Source organism: Paenarthrobacter sp. YJN-5 (genome assembly GCF_015040095.1).
In the GTDB taxonomy this organism is placed as follows: Bacteria; Actinomycetota; Actinomycetes; order Actinomycetales; family Micrococcaceae; genus Arthrobacter; species Arthrobacter ureafaciens.
Genome location: NZ_CP053544.1, coordinates 3,528,312 through 3,548,607, shown reverse-complemented (window position 1 = coordinate 3,548,607; position 20,296 = coordinate 3,528,312). Strand labels below are relative to the sequence as shown.

The following is a 20,296-nucleotide window of genomic DNA, read 5'->3' as shown; positions in this document are numbered from 1 at the left end:
CCGTTGTCATGACTGACGTCGAGAACAAACTCATCATCGGCACCGCTCCCGATTCCTGGGGTGTTTGGTTCGCGGACGATCCCCAGCAAACACCGTGGGAGCGGTTCCTGGACGAGGTCGCAGAGTCCGGCTACAAGTGGATCGAACTGGGTCCCTATGGCTACCTGCCGACCGACCCCGCCCGCCTCGCGGAGGAACTCAAGCAGCGTGACCTGAAGGTCAGCGCCGGTACTGTCTTTACTGCTTTCCACCGCGGCGCCAAGCAGTACGAGGAAGCCTGGGAGCCCGCCCGCAAGGTAGCCGAACTCACTGCAGCCATGGGCGGCGAACACATTGTGGTTATCCCGGCCATGTGGCGCGACGACGTCACGGGCGAAGCCGTGGAGAACGGCGAACTGACGGACGAACAGTGGGCAGACCTGTTCGCCGGCCACAACCGCATGGGGAAGGTCCTGTTGGAGGACTTCGGGCTGCACCAGCAGTTCCACTCCCACGCCGACTCCCACGTGGGGGCGCAGAAGGACATCGAGACCCTCCTCGCCGCAACGGATCCCCAGTACTTGAACCTGTGCCTGGACACCGGCCATGCCGAATACTGCGGAGCCTCCAGCCTTGAGCTCATCAAGAACTACCCGGAACGCATCGGCTACCTGCACCTGAAGCAGATCAACCCCGAGGTCCTGGCCGAAGTCAATGAGAAGAACATGACCTGGGCAGCGGCAAACCTGGCCGGCGTCATGACCGAGCCGCCGAACGGTCTCCCGGACCTGCGTGCCGTCATCGAAGCCGTGGAGGGCCTGAACCGCCCCATCTTCGGCATCGTGGAACAGGACATGTACCCGGTAGCCTTCGATGTACCGATGCCGATCGCCAAGCGCACCCGAAACTACCTGCTCTCCTGCGGCTCCCGGACCCGTGTCCAGTAGCACCGTCCAGTAGCAGCCAAACCACACTCACCAAAGGACAGAAACTGTGACAAAGACTCTCCGCGTAGCCGTCATCGGTGCAGGCCGCATGGGTGCTGACCACATCAAGCGCCTCAGCACGCGCATCCACGGCGCTGAAGTTGCCGCCGTCGTCGACGTTGACCTGGCCCGTGCGCAAGCCGCCATTGAAGGCATCGACGGTGCAGTGGCCCTGGCCAGTGCCGACGAGGCCCTCAACAACGGCGACGTCAACGCCGTCCTGATCGCAACGCCGGGGTTCCTGCACGAGGAAATCCTGTACAAGGCGCTGGAGAAAGATTTCCCGATTCTGTGCGAGAAGCCCCTGACCCCGGACGCCGAGAGCTCCTGGAAGGTTGTCCAGGCGGAGCTCGCCCTGGGCCACAAGCGCATCCAGGTTGGCTTCATGCGCCGTTTCGACGCCGAGTACTCGGCTTTGGGTTCCATTATCCGCAACAGCGAATTGGGGGAGCTGTTGATGCTGCACCACCAGCACCGGAACCCGAGCACGCCGGAGGGCTTCACCAATGAGATGCTGATCAACGACTCCGTGGTCCACGAGTTCGACGCCATCCGCTACTTCACCGGCGAGGAGATCACGTCCGTGCAGGTCCGCCTGGGCAAGCCGACGCGCAACGCTCCCAACGGCCAGCACGATCCCCAGCAGGTCCTGATCGAAACCGAATCCGGTGTGCTGGCCGACGTCGAAATCTACGTCAACGCCAAGTTCGGCTACCAGGTGGCCACGCAGGCTTCCTTCGAGGACGGCATCGTGAGCATCGGCGGTGACAGCGGCCCGTACGTCCAGACCGCGGGCAAGTGGGGCGGCAACGTCACGCCCGGTTTCGAGGACCGTTTTGGAGCCGCGTACGACGTCGAGGTGCAGGCTTGGGTGGATGCGGCACTTCGCGGCGAAATCGGCGGACCAACGGCATGGGACGGCTACGCCACCGCCGCCTGCTGCGAGGCCGGCGTTGAGGCGCAGAAGTCCGGCGAGAAGGTCAAGGTCCACTTGAACGCCAAGCCGGATCTGTACAAGTAGGGGACTGAACATGAAGATCGCACTTGATCCCACACCCTTCCACCACAGCCACAGCCTGCTGGAGTTCCCCCGCGTTGCTGCCGACCTCGGGTACAAGTACCTGCAGATGACGCCGCACGCGGACCTCATCCCCTTCTACAACCACCCCAAGGCCGACGATGAACTGGTAGGCAAGCTGAAAGCAGCGTGCAAGGATGCCGGCGTGGAAATCGCTTCCGTCCTGCCCGTGCTTCGCTGGTCCGGGCCGGACGAAGATGCCCGTGAGGCCGCTGTCCGTTACTGGAAGCGGGCCATCCGGATTGCCGTGGACCTTGGCGTCCAGACCATGAACACCGAGTTCAGCGGGCGCCCGGAGAAGGCCGAGGAATCCGAGCGTGCCTTCTACCGTTCCATGGAGGAGCTCCTGCCGATCATCGAGCGCGAAGGCCTTGATGTGCTGATCGACCCGCACCCGGACGACTTCGTGGAGGACGGCCTGGCCGCTCTGCGTGTTATCCGCGGCGTCAATTCGCCGAACATCGGGATGGTCTACGTCGCCTCCCACACGTTCCACATGGGCAACAAACCGTTGGAGATCATGCGTGCCGCCGGTGACAAGCTGCGTCTGGTGCACATCTCCGACACCATGAACCACCACGCCTCCCACGGACTGCGGTACATCACCAACCCGCCCGGGAACGCCGTACGCGTCCACCAGCACCTGAAGATCGGTGACGGGGACGTCAACTGGAACGAGTTCTTTGGTGGCCTCAAGGAGATCGGCTTCCTGGACAAGGAGAACACCGTGATGGTCTCTTCCGTGTTTGCAGAGGACGAGAACGCCGAGGAAGTCTCCCGCTACCAGCTCAAGACCATGACGGACTACATCGCCCAGGCCTAGTAGCGCTGAACACCAAGGAAGCCCCTGTGAATCACAGGGGCTTCCTTAGTGCTTGGAATCAGGCTTAGTGTCTGAAATCAGGCCGAGAAAGGCAGCCGCGGGTCCACGTCCTGGCCGTCCCAGGTCTGGCGGATCCAGCCGTGGTGGGGGTCGTCGCTGATGAGCCAGTCCCGGACGCGGCCGGGGCCGGCCATGACGTTCAGGTAGTAGAGGTCGTAGCCGGGTGCTGCCATGGCGGGGCCGTGCCAGCCGTAGGGCACCAGGACAACGTCGCCGGTGCGGACTTCGGCGGAGACGTCGATGGGACGCTCATCGGAGGCGTAGACGCGGGCGTAGCCGATGGCGTCCGTATCTTCCGGGGCGGGGGAGCCGGGAGCTACGCGGGTTTCGAAGTAGTAGATCTCCTCGAGGCTGGTTTCGCCGTCCTTTTCCTCGTCGTGCTTATGGGGAGGGTAGGAGGACCAGTTGCCGGCGGGGGTGATGACTTCGCAGACGATGAAGCGGTCGGCTTCCAGTGCTGCGGGCGTGCCGAAGTTGTGGACCTGGCGGGAGCAGTTGCCGGCGCCGCGGAGTTCCACCGGGGTTTCTGCGGCGGTGATCAGCCTGGTGGGGTAGGACGCTTTGGCGGGTGCGGTCGCGACGGCGACGCGGCCGCCGTCGTTCGAACTGATGGTGACCGCTTTCTCGATGCCGGTGTAGAGGACGTCGCTTGGCCCGTGGAAGACAGACTGCCGTCCCTGAAGACGGTACTGCTCGCCGTCGACCGTCACCGTGAAGGAGCCGCTCAGCGGCACCACGATGCGTTCCTCGCCCGCGGCGGAAAGCTCGACGGCGGAACCCGCGGCGAGCGTCGCCACCTTCAGTCCCGTGTGGGCCCAGCCGTCGACGGCGAGGCTGGAATCGGAGGTGCCGAGGGAGGTGTCCCACTTGCCGTCGGCGGCGGATCCAAGAGGGTATACCCAGTTGGCCATAGTTAATGTCCTTGCGTTAGCGCTGTACGAGGGTCATTTCAAAGCTGTAGGAATCGCCGCGGTAGACGTGGTGGCCGGTTTCCACCATGCGTCCGGTGTCGTCCACCGCGGTGCGTTCCATGGTGACCAGGGCCGATCCCACTTCGGTCTCCAGCAGGGGTGCCTGGTAGTCGTTGGCGATCATGGCGCCGATCCGCTGCGAGGCGAGGCGGAAGTTGACGCCGCCGCGCCGCAGGATGGCGTAGAGGCCTTCGCTGGCGAGCTGGGCTTCGTCCATGGTGACGATGTCATCACGGACCCAGTTCTCCATGAGGGCCAGCGGTTTGCCACCTACTTTGCGGAGGCGGGTGAAGTGGTAGACCTTGGAACCGGCAGGCAGCTGCAGCGCGGCGAGGGTGGCCGCATCCGCTTCGTCGTGGGAGAAGCTCAGCACATCCGTTGTGGGCTTTTTGCCGTTGTTGCTGAGGTCGTCGTAGAGGCTGGAGAGTTCCAGCGGGCGGCGGACCTGACTGGCAACAACCTGCGTTCCTACGCCGCGCTTGCGGACAAGGAGTCCGGCACGGACCAGTTCGTCCATGGCCTTGCGCATCGTGGGTCGTGACAGGTTGAGCTGAGCCGCGAGGTCGATCTCGTTGTCCAAGCGGCTGCCCGGTTCCAGGACGCCGCTGTGGATGGCAGCTTCAATGCCTTGGACAACTTGGTGGTAGAGCGGCACCGGGGACGAACGATCGATGCTGAGGCTGAGTTGGTTCGCCACTGGTTTCCTCCTGGACGGCTGTGCATGACCGGCGGGAGCAGGGTTTCGGCTCCTCTGCCGGAAGGATGTATTTGTCCGTTCATGTTCTCTTGATAGGACATACTGCCTTTTCCTGATCATAGCAGCCGGGTTTCCGCCGTCAAGGAAGCGCCCTTGACGGACGTGTTCCTTGACTGGTGCGAGGGGTGGAAACGTAAAAACATCCTAATGTCAGGACAAAGTATTGACAAAGTGTGATGTCAGTCACCATGATCTGAGTAGTGGATGGTTCGGATACGAGTCTCCGGACACCCCAAGCTGACATCAAAGGAGATAACGGTGGCAAAATTCTCGTGGCGCAAAGCGGCCCTCGCCGCAGCAGTGGTTCCCCTCATAGCACTGAGCGCCTGTTCGAGCCAGGGCGGCAGGCCGTCCGATTCCGGTGGTGGAGCTGCCGCCGGCCAGGTGGCCTCCACCGACCGCATCAAGGTAGCCCTCATCACGCACGCCGCAGCAGGTGACACCTTCTGGGACATCGTTCGTAAGGGTGCCGAGGAAGCCTCAGCCAAGGACAACGTCGAACTGCTTTACACGAGCGATCCCGAAGCCGGGCGGCAAGCCCAGTTGGTGCAGCAGGCCATTGACCAGAAGGTTGACGGCATCGCAGTAACGGTCGCCACCCCTGACGCCCTGAAGGACGTCCTGAAGAAGGCAACCGACGCCGGCATCCCCGTAGTCAGCCTCAACGCCGGTGAGTCCGTATCCGCCAAGCTCGGAGCATTTACCCACTTCGGCTCCAACGAACAGTTGGCCGGCGAAGCCGTGGGCACCCGCCTCGCCGCTGAAGGGTACAAGCACCCGGTCTGCGTCATCCAGCAGCAGGGCCACGTCGGCCTGGAAGCACGCTGCGCAGGCGTGAAGGCCAAGGTCCCCGCCACTGAGATCCTCTACGTGGACGGCAAGGACATGACAGCGGTTCAGTCCACCGCCACCGCCAAGCTCCAGGCTTCCAAGGACGCAGACGTCATCATCGGCCTCGGTGCTCCGATCACGCTGACCCTTCTGAAGTCCGTCACGGATGCAGGAAGCTCCTCCAAGGTAGCCAGCTTCGACCTCAATGCTGAACTTGCCCAGAAGATCGTTGATGGCAACGTCATCTTCACTGTGGACCAGCAGCCCTGGCTCCAGGGCTACATGTCCGTTGACGCCCTGTGGCAGGCCAAGCGCGGCGGCTTCAAGATCGGTGGCGGCCAGCCCGTCCTGACCGGTCCCACCATCGTGGACAAGGCCAACGCCTCTGACGTCCTCAAGTTCGCCCAGCAGGGCGTCCGCTAATCCAGGCATCAGGCTGCGCGGCCCACACCGCGCAGCCTGACCAACCGCGAAGCCTGAACAACCGCGAAGCCTGAAACAACAAGGAGTCATCCCCATGGCAAGCACAGCAACCCTGCCACCGGCACCAGCCCCGGCGTCCGGTGACGAACGGGTAGGACGCCGCAACCCGTTCCAGAAATTCCTCGCCCGCCCGGAGGTCGGCGCCCTCGTTGGCGCAGTCGTCCTCTTCATCTTCTTCGCCTCCGTATCGCAAACCTTCACCCAGCCCAACGCCCTGGCCACAGTGCTTTACGGGTCCTCAACCATCGGCATCATGGCCGTCGGTGTTTCCCTCCTGATGATCGGCGGCGAGTTCGACCTTTCCACCGGCGTCGCCGTCATTTCCTCGGCCCTGACAGCCTCGTTGTTCAGTTGGTACTTCTCCATGAACGCCTGGGTAGGTGTCCTGCTGGCACTGGTGGTTTCCCTTGCCATCGGATTCATCAACGGCTGGATCCTCATCAAGACCAAACTGCCCAGCTTCATCGTCACCCTGGCGACCTTCCTCATGCTGACCGGCCTGAACCTGGCACTCACCCGGCTTGTGGGCGGTTCCGTTTCCTCGCCGTCGATCTCCAAGCTTGACGGCTTCGAATCTGCCCGCGCAGTCTTCGCCTCGTCCATCAGCATCGGCGGGGTGGAAGTGAAGATCACCGTCTTCTTCTGGATCGTCCTGGTTGCCGTGGCCTCCTGGATCCTGCTCCGGACCCGGATCGGCAACTGGATCTTCGCCGTCGGCGGTGACGCGAACGCTGCCCGCGCAGTCGGCGTGCCGGTGACCAAAACCAAAATCGGCCTCTTCATGGCCGTCGGCTTCTGCGGCTGGATCCTCGGCATGCACAACCTCTTCGCCTTCGACGCCGTCCAATCCGGCGAAGGCGTCGGCAACGAGTTCCTCTACATCATCGCCGCGGTCATCGGCGGCTGCCTCCTCACCGGCGGTTACGGATCGGCGATCGGCGGGGCAATCGGTGCCTTCATCTTCGGCATGGCCAACAAGGGCATCGTGTACGCACAATGGAATCCGGACTGGTTCAAGTTCTTCCTGGGCTTGATGCTGCTGCTGGCTACCATCGTCAACCTCATCGTCAAACGCCGGGCAGAGCTGAAGTAAGGGGCCGGACCAATGAACGCACAACGAATCGACCAGCAAACCCTGCTAAGAGACGAGAAAGATCCTTTGACCCACACGCCCGTTCATCTGCTCTCCCTCGAAGCGGTCGGAAAGCACTACGGCAACATCATCGCGCTGCGGGATGTCACCATGGCCGTGGACAACGGCAGGGTCACCTGCGTCCTGGGCGACAACGGCGCAGGCAAGTCCACGCTGATCAAGATCATCGCCGGCCTGCACCAGCACGACGAGGGCAGCTTCAAGATTATGGGCGAGGAGCGCAAGCTGGGCTCACCCCGTGAAGCCCTCGACGCCGGGATCGCGGCCGTGTACCAGGACCTCGCCGTCGTCTCTCTCATGCCAATTTGGCGGAACTTCTTCCTCGGTTCCGAACTCACCACCGGCGTAGGCCCGTTCAAGCGCATGGATGTCCAGAAGATGAAGGACATCACCAAGAAGGAACTCGCGGACATGGGCATCGACCTGCGCGATGTGGAGCAGCCCATTGGCCAGCTCTCGGGCGGTGAACGCCAATGTGTCGCGATCGCCCGCGCCGTGTACTTCGGGGCAAAGGTCCTGATCCTCGACGAACCGACAGCCGCGCTGGGAGTCAAGCAGTCCGGCGTCGTACTTCGCTACATCCTGCAGGCCCGCGACCGCGGCCTCGGCGTCATCTTCATCACCCACAACCCGCACCACGCGTACCCCGTGGGCGACCGGTTCCTGCTGCTCAAGCGCGGCAAGTCGATTGGTTACTACGAGAAGAAGGACATCACGGTCGAGGAACTCACGGCCCAAATGGCCGGCGGCGCCGAACTGGCCGAACTCGCCCACGAACTCGAACAACTCGGTGGACACACCGAAGCGCTCAACGAGGTCAAGGCCGAAGTAGCAGACGTAGCCGACGCAGCACCGGAGAAGGCATGAAGGAAATAACGCTCGGCCTGGTGGGCGTGGGCCGCATCGGTGTGATGCATGCCCGGAACATCAGCGCGTTGAACGAGCAACTCAATCCTGAAGGAGTCAACGTCAGGCTCAAACTGACGGACGTTGCCGAGGAACACGCACGATCGGTGGCCCGGGACTTCGGCGCGGAGTACTTGCCGTCCGTGGAAGCCTTGATCGCCGCCGGCATTGACGGGTTGGTCGTGGCCACCGGGACGGCCACCCATCCGGATCTGATCATGGCGGGCGTTGATGCCGGCATCCCGGTCTTCTGCGAGAAGCCGGTGGCCGTCAACGTGGCAGAGTCCCTCCCGGTCCTGGACTACATCCGGGAAAAGGGCGGCACGGTCCAGATCGGACACCAGCGCCGCTTCGATTCCGGCTACCTCGAGGCCAAGCGGGCCTATGACGCCGGCGAACTCGGCTGGATCCATTCCCTGCGAGCGGTCACCTGCGACATGGCGCCGCCGCCCGTGTCCTTCCTGGCAACCTCAGGCGGACTCTTCCGGGACTGCTCGGTCCACGACTTCGACATCCTCCGCTGGTTGACGGGACGCGAAATCGTGGAGGTTTACGCGAAGGGATCCAACAACGGCGACCCTGCAATCGGTGAGGTGGGCGACGTCGATACCGCTTTGGCAGTGGTGACGTTCGACGACGGCACCGTAGGCACGGTGTCGGCCAGCCGCTACAACGGGGCCGGGCATGATGTCCGGCTGGAGCTGCAGGGCTCGGAAGGATCCGTGGTGGTGGGCATGGACGACCAGATGGCGCTGCGTTCCGGAGAGCGCGGAATCACCTTCCCGGCGGGGACTCCGCACAAGACCTTTGCCGAAAGGTTCGACCAGGCCTACCGCTCCGAAATGGCCGCGTTCGTGGAAGTGATCCTGGGGGAGCGCAAGAACCCCTGCACTCCCGAGGACGCGGTGGCGGCTTCCCGCGTGGCGGACGCGGCACAGGAATCGTTGGAGACAGGCGTCCCCGTGAGAGTCCCCGTGTAACGCTCTATCATTTCCCGACGCTCTTCCGCGGTTGCTCTATCACTTTCCGACGCCTTTCTGCGGTTGCTCTATCACGTCTCGCGGGAGGGTTCGACGGCGGCACTCGGCCTGAGTGCCGCCGTCGAGCTTTTGGTGGGGATGGCTCCCTGCCCGATTGATCGCCTCCGCCCAGGCCCGTCCACCCCGCAACCGTTCCCGCCGAATGCAGCCAGTGCTACGGGTGCATTCGGCGGCAAAGGGTGCGCCACCCGTGTGGCGGACGCGGCACAGGAATCGTTGGCGAAGCGCGTCCCGTGAGAGTCCCCGTGTAACGCTCTATCATTTCCCGACGCTCTTCCGCGGTTGCTCTATCACGTCCCGCTGGAAGGTCCGACGGCGGCACTCGGCCTGAGTGCCGCCGTCGAGCTTTCTGTGCGGATGGCTTTCTCTCCCATTGGCGTCGGTCCGTCCGTTCCCGCCGAATGCACCCCTTGTTCCACACGTGTCAGGCCCCAAACCGCGGGCCCCAAACCCCAGTGGCAGAGGGGTGGTGGGGAGGGGGTGGGATGTGAAAGAGGAACCGGCAAAACCCGGTGGGATGTGAAAGAGGAACCGGCAAAACCCGGTGGGATGTGAAAGAGGAACGGGCAAAACCCGGTGGGATGTGGCAGAGGGATGGTGAAAAAGGGGTGGGATGTGGCAGAGGGATCGGGCGTGGCTGACGCGGGCCGGAAGAGTCTGGGGGAAAACTCCGACCCGCGCCAGGTATGTGGGGGTTGGATCAGGCGATGACCTTCATTCCCTGCCAACCCGTGCCCAGGCTGATCGGCGGCACGTTGCCCAGCGTTCCGCCACCCGATCCGGGGTACAGCCACAAGGTGTCTCCGATGCGGCCGAGGACGTCGTTCTTGCCGTCGCTATCAAGGTCCCTGGGGCCGGCCAGCGCAGTGCGGGTGCTCCACCCGGTTGCGATCTGCTTCCAAGTCAGCCAGCCTCCGGAGCCATTGCCCGGATATAGCCATAATGCGCCTGTATCCGTGCGCCGCGCCAGTACGTCCCCCTTGCCGTCACCGTTGAAATCGCCGGTGCTGAAAATGGCGTTCATAACGTCCCAGCCCCAGCCGACGGTGTAGGGCGAGCGTTGTCCGCCGCTGCCGTTTCCTTCGTATAGACGCAGTTCTCCGTTGCTCCTGCGGCCGATGAAATCGGGGATGCCGTCGCCACTGAAGTCGCCGGGGGAGAAGATCTGGGACATGGTGGTCCAGCCTGTGCTCACCTGTTTCCGCGCCCCGAAGCTGCCGGCTCCGTCGCCGGGGTAGAAGTACAGGATGTCTCCGGCACGGGCAAGGAGATCGTTCTTGCCGTCCCTGTTGAAGTCGCCCGGAGTGATGGTGTCGGTGACCGAGGACCAGGCCGGAGCCGCGAGGGCCACTTGCCGCGGCAGGAGTCCGCCGGCGCCGTCACCCGGGTAGAGGTACAGGTTACCGGCGGTGTCCGCCGCAAGGACGTCGGAGCGGCCGTCACCGCTGAAGTCATGGGTCGACGGCGGCCCGGCGGCGGGAACGGTGTAGGTCTGGGTCCCCACGGCCGAGGCATTTCCCTCCGCGTCCACTCCGATGTACTTGAGGGTCAGGGTGGAGCTGCCCATCACGAGGGGAACGGTGTACTTGAGGTTGGTTGCCGATTCGGTGGTGGTCGGCGTGCTGCCGTCGGTGGTGTAGTAGATGGTTGCCGTTTCATTGGCGCTCAGGGTGATGGTGGCACCGCTGGCGAGGGCCCGCCCCGTCGGGTTGGCCGTGATTACCGGGGCAGTGGTGTCCGGGGGGATGGTGTAGGTCTGTGTCGCCACGTCGGAGGTGTTGCCCGCGGTGTCCTTGGCAAAGTACTTCAACGTCATGGGACCTGGGCCCGTGAAGGTGATGGGTGACGTGTACAGCAGACCTGCGGTGAGGGGGTCGGTGCCATCCTTCGTGTAGCGGATCTCGGCTGCCTCATTGGCGGTGAGGGTGATGTTCGTCCCTGCTGCGTATTCTCCGCTGGCCGGGTTGGCCGTCACGATGGGTTTGGTGACGTCGGGCCCGGTGGAGTAGGTCTGGGTGGCCACTGTGGAGGAGTTGTTGGCGCCGTCCACCGCGAAGTACTTCAGCGTCAGCGGTCCGTTCAGGATGATCGGTGCCGTGTACTTCGTGCTGGCCGTGGTGGGCGTCGAGCCGTTGGTGGTGTAGTAGATCGTCGCGGTTTCGTTGGCCGTCAACGTGATGGCCTGGCCTGCGGCGTAGGTTCCGCCCTCGGGCGCCGCGGTGACCACCGGCGCCACATTGTCCGTACCGAGGTAGGCCTCGAACTCCGCCAGTCCGGCATTCGTGGTGCTGCCGCTGACTGAGGTGATGTTGAAGCGCACTGAGCTCACAGTCTTGGCGGGGAAGTTGAGGGTAAGCCCGGAGCCGTTGTTGGGCAGAGCCGGAACGGGGACCGTGCTGCCGTCCGAGAACACGAGGTTTCCGCCGGTCACCTGGTCGCTGAGGATCGGCCGGTCGCCAAGTGTCACGGCATTGATGGTACGGGTGGGTGTGAAGTTGTATTGGATCCAGCTTCCTGCCTTCTCGCCGGCGGACACCCATTCGCGGGACGCGTCCATCGGCGCACCCCAGAAGTAGCCGTCCCGGGCCTTTTCGGGGCTTTGGGCGGAGGCCTTCTGTGATGACGCGCTCACTGTGGTGCCCGTTGATTTGGCCGCGCTTCCAACCCACTCGATGGCCGTGATGTACTGCCGTTTCAACCACTCGTTGTAGGGGGAGTCCGGGCACCCTTCGCCAGGGCTGCTGCAGACGTACATGTCGAAGTCTGCGAACCGGACAAACGTATCCACCTTGGCGGTCAGTTCGGATCCGGTGACGTTCTGCGGGTATTCGTCGATGACGTAGGCGTCATAGGCCATGGAGGTGTGCGGCCCGGTGTAGCTGCGGGTGGCCAGTTGCGCGAACTTGGCTGTGGCCCAGTGGTCGCTGTGGTCATAAGGGCTGTTGAAATTCCCGGTCCAGTCCTGCGTGCGGAACGTGGTGGGTTTGAAGTTCGCCACCAAGCGGTTGAGGGCAGTCTGGAACTGGGACTTGGTAAACGTGGCGGCGTTATCCACCGGCCTGATGGAGGACAACCGGCCGTCCCACAGTTTGAGGATGCTTTGGGAATTGTAGGCAGCGCTCCCCAAACCGTTGGGGAAGCCGTCCGGCAAGCGCATGAACACCACGGAGATGTTCGGCGCGCCGTTGAGCGTCTGCATGGTCAACGGCCGGTTGGGGACACCGGCGTCGGAGGTCGTCCAGGAGTCCGCCACACCGGCCATCTTGGCGTAGCTGGCCCTGATTCCCGCCTCCAGGCTGCGCCAGTACGTGGCCCCTTCGCCCGCTTCCCCTGCGGTGGTGAAGACGGTTTGGACGCATCGTTTCGCCTGGATGTCGCGCATGAAGTCGGGACTCAGGAAGATCAGGTCGTCATCGGTATGGCCCACGATCTGCATGGCCCCGCCGGTCCCCGCGCATGGGGTCACGGCGGCCGAGGCAGGTGCGGCAGAGGCCAGGACCAGTCCGCCGAAGGCCAGGACAGGGCTGAGAACCATGCCAAGCACACGGCGCACCAAGGAGCGGTGGCTTACCAAAGGATGCAAGGGATTCGGATGACTCGGTCGACTGAAAAGATGTGAACGGACCACAACAATGCTCCTTGAGCAGACGTTGGGCCCCCCAGCCGGCGAACTTCAGACGCCCGTAATGAACGCCATTCGAATAAATTTGTGCTGTTCCTGCCGGCTGCCGTCGGAGACGGAAACCGGTGCAGTGACCGCTACTGTACTCCTCGGGTCCAACGCTGGGTAGGCCTGCCGTTGAACTTTTCGCCACTACGCTGGGTCCATGACCCCGTCAGGTGCCCTGAATCCCAATCCGCGAACGCTTGATGTTGAAAGCCTCATCCACTTCGACCGTTTGGTCAGCGCCGGGGCGCATTCAATGCACGGCTGGCACGCCCAGTCCCTGGACCTGCGCGGGCGCTCCCGTGAACTGCTGGCGCTGAACCCCCAGGGCGCGATCTTCCTGGGCTGTACGTTCGACGACGGCGTGGAGGATCAGCTGCGCAGCCAGGGGGCGCTCATCTTCCCCAAATTGCAGGGTGTTCCGTTCAACCCCTACAGGGGCAGCCTTTACACGGCGGCCGAACTGTATCCCGGCATCTCTACCGAGGAATATGAGCACACTTTGGACGCGCGGGTCTATCACTGGAGCATCCTGCCCGGCCAGCGCTCCCGGCTTGACTCAACACTCGCCGCGGCCCTGCACGACCACGCGATCGGCGACGCCCTGGAAGAGGCCCTGGCCAACGGGGCGCTCGCCGGGTCCAGGCTGGTGGGCGTCATGGGTGGCCATGCGGCGCAGCGCGGCAGCCGGGAGTTCTCCGACGCCGCCCGCTTGGGCCGCTTGCTCGCGAACGCGGGGCTCACGGTGGCCACCGGTGGCGGTCCGGGTGCCATGGAAGCGGCCAACATGGGTGCCTACCTCAGCGCAATGCCCGACGGCGACTTCCGCACCGCGGTGCAGCAACTCGCCGCCGTCCCGGGGTTCCGTCCCTCGGTGACGGCGTGGGCGCGCCAGGCAGCCGCCGTCGTCGAAAATTATCCGGACGGTACGGCGACGCTGGGCATCCCCACCTGGTTCTACGGGCACGAACCGCCCAACCTGTTTGCCACCCACATTGCCAAGTACTTCGCCAACGCCATTCGTGAAGCCATCCTGCTGGAACTGTGCAACGGCGGAATTATCTTCCTCCCGGGAGCGGCCGGTACCGTGCAGGAAATCTTCCAGGACGCGTGCGAGAACTACTACGGAGCCCCGGAAACCATCACCCCCATGGTGCTGGTGGGCCGCGACCACTGGGAGAGGACATACCCGGCGTGGCCCATGCTGCAAAGCCTCGCCGCAGGCCGTCCCATGGACCGGCAGATCTTCCTTGTGGACACGGTGGAAGAAGCAGTGGCGATCGTGGTGGGCCCGGCCTAGAAATTCTTGCTGCAGGGGCCCTTGCCGAGTTCGGCGAGGCCTGTCCGGTCACCGGCCGCGTATTGGCGCACCCACGAAGCTTGGTCGTACATCAGCTGGCGCGGGTCGTCCACGTGGTCCAAGCCCAGCAGGTGCCCCAACTCGTGCATGATCACTGCCACCCCGATCTCCCTGCCCCGGGGCGAATCCATGATTCCGGTGAACTGGGGAGCATCCAATGCCACTGAACCGGTGACATACGCCTTGTACCCGTTACTCAGGCCGATGGACGAGCTTCCGCCCAGGCCGACGGTTTGCCCGGCCAGGCGCGGCACTTCGTCGGGGGTGCTCCACGCAATGAGCACGGGGGCCCACCGGTCACCGTACATTTCCGGTTGGTAGCCCTCCCTGTTGGCTGACGGCAGCTCGGACGTGGGACCGTCGTAGATGAACTGGAGGCCGGTGGCCATGCTCGCCTGCCGGATGGCTTCCTCGACCAGGGGCTGCCAGGAGGCCGGTGCCCTGGTGGAGTTGACCACGTAATGGATCGGCCTGCAGGGGGAGTAGGCCACGGGTGATCCGTCGTCCTTCACGGCCAGGAATTTGTAGGAAGAACTGGTGGGCCGGACAACCGGCGGGGTGCCCAGCGGCGCGTCCGCTTCCTCCCGCCCGGGAAGTGGATCCTCGCGTTGACCGAACGGCAGGACACCTGGCCGGGGCGCCTGGCTTTGGGCCGTGGAACTGCCTCCCATCCACTGCTGCAGTTCACCGCCGAAGTACGCCCCGGCACACACCAGCCCAAGGACAACGAAGAGGAAGAAGACCGCCACGATGCTGCTGTGCTTGATCGGCCGTGTGGGCTGGTCGAGGGGGCCGCGCGGGTGCGTGGACCAAGGCGGCACCCCGACGGCGGGCGGCACGGGAGCGGCGGGCGGCACCCCGGCAGGCTCGTCCGGGGATCGGCGCGCCGGCGGATAGGGGTCCGGCCCTTTCGGCGACCCATCAGGTTCCATTGAGCCCCCTGACCGGCGGCCGAAGCTGCGCGGTGGGCTGCCGCCGTCGGCCGTTTGGGCCAGCTTAGGACCCGCCAGCGGGAGAAGTCCATGGCGGGACGCCAGGCACGAGGCGCCTGCACCCGCCAACCCCGTGTCACCAACCTGCGGGAACGGTACGCCTAGATGTCCTTCCGGCAGGGAGCCGAAGCCAGCATGCTCATGCCCGTCAGGTCACCGTCCGCCAAGCCGTCGGGCGCTCCGATCTCCGGGTACATCAGCTGGATGGGGTCTTCAACATGGTCCAGTCCCAGCACATGTCCCAGCTCGTGCTGCATGACGGCAAGTACGTAGTCTGAGCCGCCGTCCTCGGCCAGGAGTTCCGAGATTTGGGGTGTATCCAACTCCAGGCTTCCGGTGATGTAGCTCTTGGTCCCGTTGTTGATCGAATACATGGTGCTGCCGCCGGTGCCGATCACCTTGTCCGCCAAGGCAGGGGCAACCTCCGGCGTGGTCCACGAGATCAGCAAGGGCGCCCAGCGCTCGCCGTACTTCCCTGGCTGGTACGGCTCCCGTTTGTCCACGGGCTGTTCGTCGGTGGATCCGTCGTCGATGAACTGGATGCCGGCCGCAGCAGACACGTTGGCGAGGGCCGTTTCCAGGAGCTCGTCCGTGCCTGCGGGCGCTGCGGCGTCATTCACGACGTAGTGCAGCGGACGGCACGGTGAGTAGCCAACCGGCGTGCCGTCGTCGTTGGTTGCCAGGAACTTGTAGGAGTCGTTGGCGAGGTGGAGAGCCGACGGCGAGACCAGCGGCTTGTCCGCTTCCTCCAGTCCAGGCGGAGGTGCGTTCAAGGCCCGGGGGAACGGTTCCTGGTCCTGGCCGTCGGGCTGCACGTTGGGCATGGCGAGCCCCGGGACAAGGCCGGTGATACGGGGATCGTTGTGCAGGAAGCCACTGACGACCACCGCCACGGAGGCAGTCACGGCTGCCGTGAGGAGGCCCAGGACCGGACGCAGCACGCGTCCTTTCCGGCGGCGCCTAGGCACCCGGTATGCCTCAGGCTCCACAGTTCTCCCATCATTGCGCCCGGCACGCGGGGCGGCGTGGAGGACGCACCAAGATTACGGGACGGGCGCAGGCCCGTCCATTCGCGCCGCGTTAGACGATCACAGCTCCGAAGAGCAGGCCAAGCCCGTAGGTGGCGGCAGCGGCGCCTATGCCGATTCCCAGCTGCCGCAGCCCGCGGCTCAGCGGGGACGTTCCGGACAGCAAGCCCACGACGGCGCCGGTCGCCAACAGCGCGACGCCCACCAAGGCACCTGCGACGATCAGCGCAGCCCAACCGGTCATGCCGAAGATGAACGGGATGATCGGCACGATGGCGCCGGAGGCAAAGAAGCAGAAGCTGGACATCGCCGCGCCCCAGGCAGAGCCCACGGTTTCATGGTCGACGGCGGGCTGTTCCTTTTCGGGTTGCAGCGAAAGGCTGGGGTCGCAGTCACAACTGAACAGCCCCATGCGTTCGGCGGCCCGGTGCTCAGCGGCTTCCCTGGTCATGCCGCGTGCCAGGTACACCAGCACCAGTTCGTTGTGCTCCACGTCCAGTGACGGTGCCGCGGTCAGCGTTGCCTGCGTCGGCAGGGTGGCGTTGAGCAGTTCACGCTGGGAACGCACGGACACATACTCGCCGGCTCCCATGGACAAAGCACCGGCCAGCAGTCCGGCTACGCCGCTCATGAGCACCACCGCGCTGGAAACACCGGTGGCGGCCATGCCCATCACCAGGGAGAGGTTGCTGACCAGGCCGTCGTTGGCGCCGAAGACTGCTGCACGGAAGGTTCCGGACAACCTGTTCCTGCCGCGTGTGGCGAGTCCGCGGACCACTTCCTCGTGGATCTGCTCGTCAGCCACCATAGCCGGCGTGGCCGAAGGATCGGTTCCGTAGGGAGAGCGGCCCTCGGCGCGCTGGGCCAAGGCGAGAACGAAGACCGACCCGAAGTGCCGGGCAAGGAACCCAAGGAGGCGGCTGCGGCCGGACGCTGCCTTGGGCATGCCGGCGTGCTCACCAAGGAGCTTGAGCCAGTGTGCCTCATGCCGGCCTTCGGCTTCGGCCAGGGCCAGGAGGATCTGGCGTTCCTCACCGTCGCGCCGCTGGGCGAGTTCACGGTATACGGCAGCCTCTGCACGCTCATCGGCAAGGTACTGGCGCCAGCGCTTGATGTCCGCGGACGATGGCGTTGTGTTTTGGGGCTGCGGGTCCGGAGCGGGGCTCGACGGATAGTTGGATTCCTGGTGCTTCTGCACTGCTTCTCCTGGGCTGGGTGGGGTAGTTGCGGCCCCATTGCACCGCCCACTGTACCGCTTATTTCCGCGGTTTTTTGGCTGGTATTCCTTACCGGGAATGTTCGGTGCGCCTTAATTTCGCCACCGGCCAGGACGCATTCGCAGGCTCCGGTGGCGAGCGTATTGACCCTGTCCTCCCTCGGTGCTCAGATGGATAGACAGGCGCGGGAATACTCCCGCATTCGGTCAGCGGGCTGTTCCGCAGCCCACCACACGGAGGTTGCAGCATGAACACTGGATCACACTTCAACCACCCTGAACGGGCCACCATCGAATCCGATCCGGCCTTCGACTACAGCGAGGACCAGGAAGTGGACGAAGCCTGGGTGGAGGAAGAAGACGTGGCGGACGACGACGAACGCGTGGTGCCGATCGACCCCGCCGAAGAGGAATTCCGGGAAGGCGACGACGAACTTTAGCCCTGGCCTTCGGTAACCGTCTGATCCTCCCGTCTCCCGGATAGCAGGTCCACGGGCGTGCCGTGGAAAACGACAAAGCGGCGCTCCCCGCGAAAGGGGAGCGCCGCCGTCGGGCGTTGCTGCGTTGGGTGCCCTTACTTGGCCGGTGAGCTGAGCTCCTCCTCGGCCACCCGGGTGCCGGCTACACGGTCGGTCCAGGCCTTCATGACCGCAGGATCGGTGGGCTTGCTGAACAGCGAGACGGCTACGTAGACGATCGCCGAGGCAATCAGGCCGTAGTAGATGGGCTCGTTCGCGTAGATGCCGTCCAGCGGAGCCTTGGCGTTGATCTCAAGGATGATCATGGTGCCCAGGGTGATCACGGAGCCCAGGGCCATGGAGGCCGCGGCCGCGATTCCCGTGCCGCGCTTCCATACCAGGCCGCCGATGATGGCAACCAGCAGGCCGCCCACCAGGATGTCGTAGGCAATGGTCAGTGCTGCCACGACGTCCTTGGTGGAGATGGCGATGATGATGGCCACGATGCCGAGTCCCAGGACCCAGTAGCGGTTCGCCTTGACGTCATGCTCAGGGTTGTCGGAATCGTCGGTGTTGATGGTCTTGCCGAACCATCCGGCCACGAACGGCAGTACGTCTGCGCGGGCGACCGTAGCGGCTGCAATGAGCGCTCCGGAAGCGGTGGACATCATGGCCGCGACGGCTGCCGCAAGGACCAGGCCGCCAATGCCGATGGGCAGCAGGTTGGTGGCGACTTCCGCGTACACGTCATCCTTGGCTTCGATCTCGATGCCGGACAGGGCAACGCTTGCGGCCATGCCGATCAAGGCGCCGGCCAGGCCGTAAACGATGCAGTACACGCCGGCCGTTGCGCCGCCCCAGCGGGCAACCTTGGGGGTCTTGGCCGTGAAGACGCGCTGCCAGATGTCCTGGCCGATCAGGAGGCCGAGCGTGTAGACCACGAAGTACGTGATGATCGTTTGGAGGCCGATGCCGCCGATGTCGAAGAAGCTGGCGTCAACGCGTTCACGGATGCCGTCCAGGCCACCCGCGGCGTTCATGGCGAAGGGGAGCATGAGGAAGAAGATGCCCACGGTCTTGATGACGAACTGCACCTGGTCAGCCAGGGTGATGGACCACATGCCGCCAATCGTGGAGTACACCAGAACGATCGCGCCGCCGATCGCGATGGCCAACCAGCGCTCCCACCCGAACAGCACCACGAAGATGGTGGCGTAGGCGCCGGTGGAGGTGGCGCAGAGCATCAGGGTGTAGGCCAGCATGACGATGCCCGAGGTTTGCGTCGCCCGGCTTCCGTAGCGGAGGGTCAGCATCTGGGAGACGGTGTAGATCTTGAGCTTTTGGATGGTGCCTGCAAACAGGAGGCTGAGCAACAGCACGCCGGCGCCGATGGCTACCACCAGCCACATGCCGGAGATGCCGAACTTGTAGCCCAGGCCGACGCCGCCAACGGTGGACGCGCCACCGAGGACGACGGCGGCCATGGTGCCTGTGTAAAGGAAGGGGCCAAGGCGGCGGCCGGCCACCAGGAAGTCACTGTTGTTCTTGGTGCGGGACTTGCCCCACCATCCGAACGCCAGCATGGCAAGCAGATACACCACCACAATGGCGATGTTGATGAACGATGAGTCCATGAGTGAGTCCTTGGAGCTGATGCACGGAGGTTGGGGTTTTCGACGATGCTCCTGGGGCGGGGTCGAAGTCTCCGTGCTGACGATGGGAGATTTGCGTTCGTGTTGTGTGCCTCACAGACAACACTTGTTGCCTCTGAGGATATGTTGTGATCGGAGTAACAGTCAAGAAGCTTTAGGTGGCTTCGGGCTTTGTATAGCTTCCGAAAGCTGCTCTGCGGCTACTATTGGCTGCAATGACAGGGCCGGTTGAACAGGCCTGAAAGGTTCGTGAATGAAGGCTCTCCCCGTTGAACCCAGCAACGTCCCCGTTGCCATCGGTTCAAGAATCCGCGCGGCGCGCCAGGCGCAGCGGCTAACCATCGAACAGGTAGCAGAGGCCACCGGGCTGACCAAGGGTTTCCTCAGTCGCGTGGAGCGCGACCTGACTTCCCCCTCGGTGGCGTCGCTGGTAACGCTGTGCCAGGTCCTTTCTGTCTCCGTGGGGGACTTGTTCGCAGCTCCGGAGACGCATCTGACCCGGCGCGACGAAGCTCCGCGGATTTCGCTTGGCGGGCAGGGCATCGTTGAGCGGTTGCTGACGGCCCGGTCCGAGCGCCGCCTCCAGATCCTGGGCGCGACCATCAAGCCGCGGGGTCGTGGCGAAAATGAACTGTATGCCGTTGACTGCGACGTGGACGTCCTTCATGTGGTCAAGGGGCGCATCAAGCTGATCCTTACCAATGAGGAGTATGACCTCGAAGAAGGGGACACCCTTTCTTTCCCCGGCCGGGAGCCCCACACTTGGATCAATCCCACGGACGAGACCGTAGAGGTGCTCTGGATCCTGGTGCCGGCCGCGAGCCGCTAAGACCCTTCGCGAGATGACAAATAATGC

At 64.1% G+C, this 20,296-nt stretch carries 17 protein-coding genes; 10 read left to right on the top strand and 7 right to left on the bottom strand.

Annotation, left to right across the window (positions count from 1 at the left end; all coding sequences use genetic code 11):
- Positions 1-8: 8 nt before the first annotated feature.
- The 3 genes from HMI59_RS16420 to HMI59_RS16410 are packed head-to-tail and all read left to right on the top strand — an operon-like array spanning position 9 to position 2,866.
- Positions 9-926 carry a sugar phosphate isomerase/epimerase gene (locus HMI59_RS16420; RefSeq protein ID WP_021473624.1) on the top strand — a complete coding sequence of 306 codons (918 nt, stop codon included), beginning with the start codon at positions 9-11 and terminating at the stop codon, positions 924-926.
- Between the two features lie 46 nt (positions 927-972).
- On the top strand, positions 973-1,986 hold the full coding sequence (locus HMI59_RS16415; RefSeq protein WP_166187695.1) for a Gfo/Idh/MocA family protein: 1,014 nt from the start codon (positions 973-975) through the stop codon (positions 1,984-1,986).
- A gap of 10 nt (positions 1,987-1,996) precedes the next feature.
- Complete coding sequence (locus tag HMI59_RS16410; protein WP_021473622.1) at positions 1,997-2,866, top strand: sugar phosphate isomerase/epimerase; 870 nt, start codon at positions 1,997-1,999, stop codon at positions 2,864-2,866.
- Positions 2,867-2,943: 77 nt separating this feature from the next.
- Here the strand turns inward: HMI59_RS16410 and iolB are convergent, their stop codons facing one another.
- A complete protein-coding gene (gene iolB / locus HMI59_RS16405) occupies positions 2,944-3,837 on the bottom strand; it encodes a 5-deoxy-glucuronate isomerase (RefSeq protein ID WP_193591894.1) in 894 nt (297 codons plus the stop codon).
- A gap of 16 nt (positions 3,838-3,853) precedes the next feature.
- Positions 3,854-4,594, bottom strand: coding sequence for a GntR family transcriptional regulator (locus tag HMI59_RS16400; RefSeq protein WP_193591893.1), 741 nt, complete (start codon positions 4,592-4,594; stop codon positions 3,854-3,856).
- 318 nt (positions 4,595-4,912) lie between these two features.
- On the opposite strand from HMI59_RS16400, the gene HMI59_RS16395 reads away from it, so the two are divergent.
- From HMI59_RS16395 to HMI59_RS16380, 4 genes are all read left to right on the top strand, one after another.
- A complete protein-coding gene (locus HMI59_RS16395; RefSeq protein WP_021473619.1) occupies positions 4,913-5,908 on the top strand; it encodes a substrate-binding domain-containing protein in 996 nt (331 codons plus the stop codon).
- A 94-nt stretch (positions 5,909-6,002) separates the two neighbouring features.
- A complete protein-coding gene (locus tag HMI59_RS16390; RefSeq protein WP_021473618.1) occupies positions 6,003-7,061 on the top strand; it encodes an ABC transporter permease in 1,059 nt (352 codons plus the stop codon).
- Between the two features lie 12 nt (positions 7,062-7,073).
- The gene (locus HMI59_RS16385) at positions 7,074-7,988 is read left to right on the top strand and encodes an ATP-binding cassette domain-containing protein (RefSeq protein WP_031216895.1); all 915 of its coding nucleotides are present in this window, start codon (positions 7,074-7,076) and stop codon (positions 7,986-7,988) included.
- Entirely contained in the window at positions 7,985-9,007 is a 1,023-nt protein-coding gene (locus HMI59_RS16380; protein WP_069696151.1) for a Gfo/Idh/MocA family oxidoreductase, read from the top strand. The genes HMI59_RS16385 and HMI59_RS16380 overlap by 4 nt, the downstream gene beginning before the upstream one ends.
- A gap of 760 nt (positions 9,008-9,767) precedes the next feature.
- On the opposite strand, the gene HMI59_RS16375 is transcribed toward HMI59_RS16380, so the two are convergent.
- Positions 9,768-12,602: a chitobiase/beta-hexosaminidase C-terminal domain-containing protein gene (locus HMI59_RS16375; RefSeq protein ID WP_193591892.1), complete on the bottom strand. Its 2,835-nt coding sequence runs from the start codon at positions 12,600-12,602 to the stop codon at positions 9,768-9,770.
- A 292-nt stretch (positions 12,603-12,894) separates the two neighbouring features.
- On the opposite strand from HMI59_RS16375, the gene HMI59_RS16370 reads away from it, so the two are divergent.
- Positions 12,895-14,034 carry an LOG family protein gene (locus HMI59_RS16370; protein ID WP_193591891.1) on the top strand — a complete coding sequence of 380 codons (1,140 nt, stop codon included), beginning with the start codon at positions 12,895-12,897 and terminating at the stop codon, positions 14,032-14,034.
- Here HMI59_RS16370 and HMI59_RS16365 read toward each other — a convergent pair.
- From HMI59_RS16365 to HMI59_RS16355, 3 genes are all read right to left on the bottom strand, one after another.
- Entirely contained in the window at positions 14,031-15,026 is a 996-nt protein-coding gene (locus tag HMI59_RS16365) for a matrixin family metalloprotease (protein WP_193591890.1), read from the bottom strand. The two genes, HMI59_RS16370 and HMI59_RS16365, sit on opposite strands and share 4 nt — an antisense overlap.
- A gap of 161 nt (positions 15,027-15,187) precedes the next feature.
- Complete coding sequence (locus HMI59_RS16360; RefSeq protein ID WP_193593797.1) at positions 15,188-16,024, bottom strand: matrixin family metalloprotease; 837 nt, start codon at positions 16,022-16,024, stop codon at positions 15,188-15,190.
- A 142-nt stretch (positions 16,025-16,166) separates the two neighbouring features.
- A complete protein-coding gene (locus HMI59_RS16355) occupies positions 16,167-17,312 on the bottom strand; it encodes a VIT1/CCC1 transporter family protein (RefSeq protein ID WP_193591889.1) in 1,146 nt (381 codons plus the stop codon).
- A gap of 266 nt (positions 17,313-17,578) precedes the next feature.
- Between HMI59_RS16355 and HMI59_RS16350 the strand changes: the two genes are divergently transcribed.
- Complete coding sequence (locus HMI59_RS16350; RefSeq protein ID WP_021472776.1) at positions 17,579-17,770, top strand: hypothetical protein; 192 nt, start codon at positions 17,579-17,581, stop codon at positions 17,768-17,770.
- Between the two features lie 134 nt (positions 17,771-17,904).
- Here HMI59_RS16350 and HMI59_RS16345 read toward each other — a convergent pair whose 3' ends face one another.
- On the bottom strand, positions 17,905-19,422 hold the full coding sequence (locus HMI59_RS16345; RefSeq protein ID WP_193591888.1) for a sodium:solute symporter: 1,518 nt from the start codon (positions 19,420-19,422) through the stop codon (positions 17,905-17,907).
- A 271-nt stretch (positions 19,423-19,693) separates the two neighbouring features.
- Here HMI59_RS16345 and HMI59_RS16340 point away from each other — a divergent pair, with 271 nt between their 5' ends.
- Positions 19,694-20,269: a cupin domain-containing protein gene (locus HMI59_RS16340; RefSeq protein ID WP_021472774.1), complete on the top strand. Its 576-nt coding sequence runs from the start codon at positions 19,694-19,696 to the stop codon at positions 20,267-20,269.
- Positions 20,270-20,296: the final 27 nt, after the last annotated feature.